The sequence below is a fragment of the Treponema sp. R6D11 genome (genome assembly GCF_054786075.1).
This window is the reverse complement of sequence record NZ_BDHD01000788.1, coordinates 1-524: the sequence shown is the minus strand read 5'-3', so window position 1 is coordinate 524 and position 524 is coordinate 1. Positions and strand designations below refer to the sequence as shown.

The following is a 524-nucleotide window of genomic DNA, read 5'->3' as shown; positions in this document are numbered from 1 at the left end:
ATGTACATGTTACAAAGCAGTTTTCGGTAACAGGCACTTTAAGCGTTACGCCGTCAACGGCATCCGTTCTGGCCGGGGCAACCCAGGCGTTTAGCGCAAGCGGCATAAGCATCAGCCCCGCAACACTGCCCAATGGCATTACATGGACGGTAACAGGCGGCGGTTCAGGGACATCGATCAACTCTTCCGGCGTGTTGACTGTTGCCTCTGGCGAATCCAGCGGCACAACCCTGACTGTAAAACCGGCTTCCAGTATGGATACCTCATTCTTTAACACTGCCCCTGTAACTGTGATTCCCGGTACCCCTAGTACTCCCCCCGGCCTTTACCAAAAAGCGCCGCCGATTTTGCCAAGCGACCCGCCAATTGCAAGCGTAGCGGCAAATGACGTAGCCGCAGCCGTAAACTACGCTAAAACTAGCGCCGCCCTGGCCACGCCATTCACCTTGCTGTTGGACGCTGATGTTACCCTTACCGCCGGTCAAAATATAAATGTGGCAAACTTCGATCTGACCATTATAGGC

The 524-nt window shown here is 54.2% G+C and carries 2 protein-coding genes; one reads left to right on the top strand and one right to left on the bottom strand.

Translation table 11 applies throughout. The annotated features are described in order from the left end of the window. Window positions 1–277, bottom strand: a 277-nt coding sequence (locus ACYVTD_RS16110) for a hypothetical protein (RefSeq protein WP_461248694.1), incomplete at its 3' end; no start/stop codon positions are given. A 13-nt stretch (window positions 278–290) separates the two neighbouring features. On the opposite strand from ACYVTD_RS16110, the gene ACYVTD_RS16105 reads away from it, so the two are divergent. Next, a partial coding sequence (locus tag ACYVTD_RS16105) for a hypothetical protein (protein WP_461248693.1) occupies window positions 291–524 on the top strand: 234 nt, incomplete at its 3' end.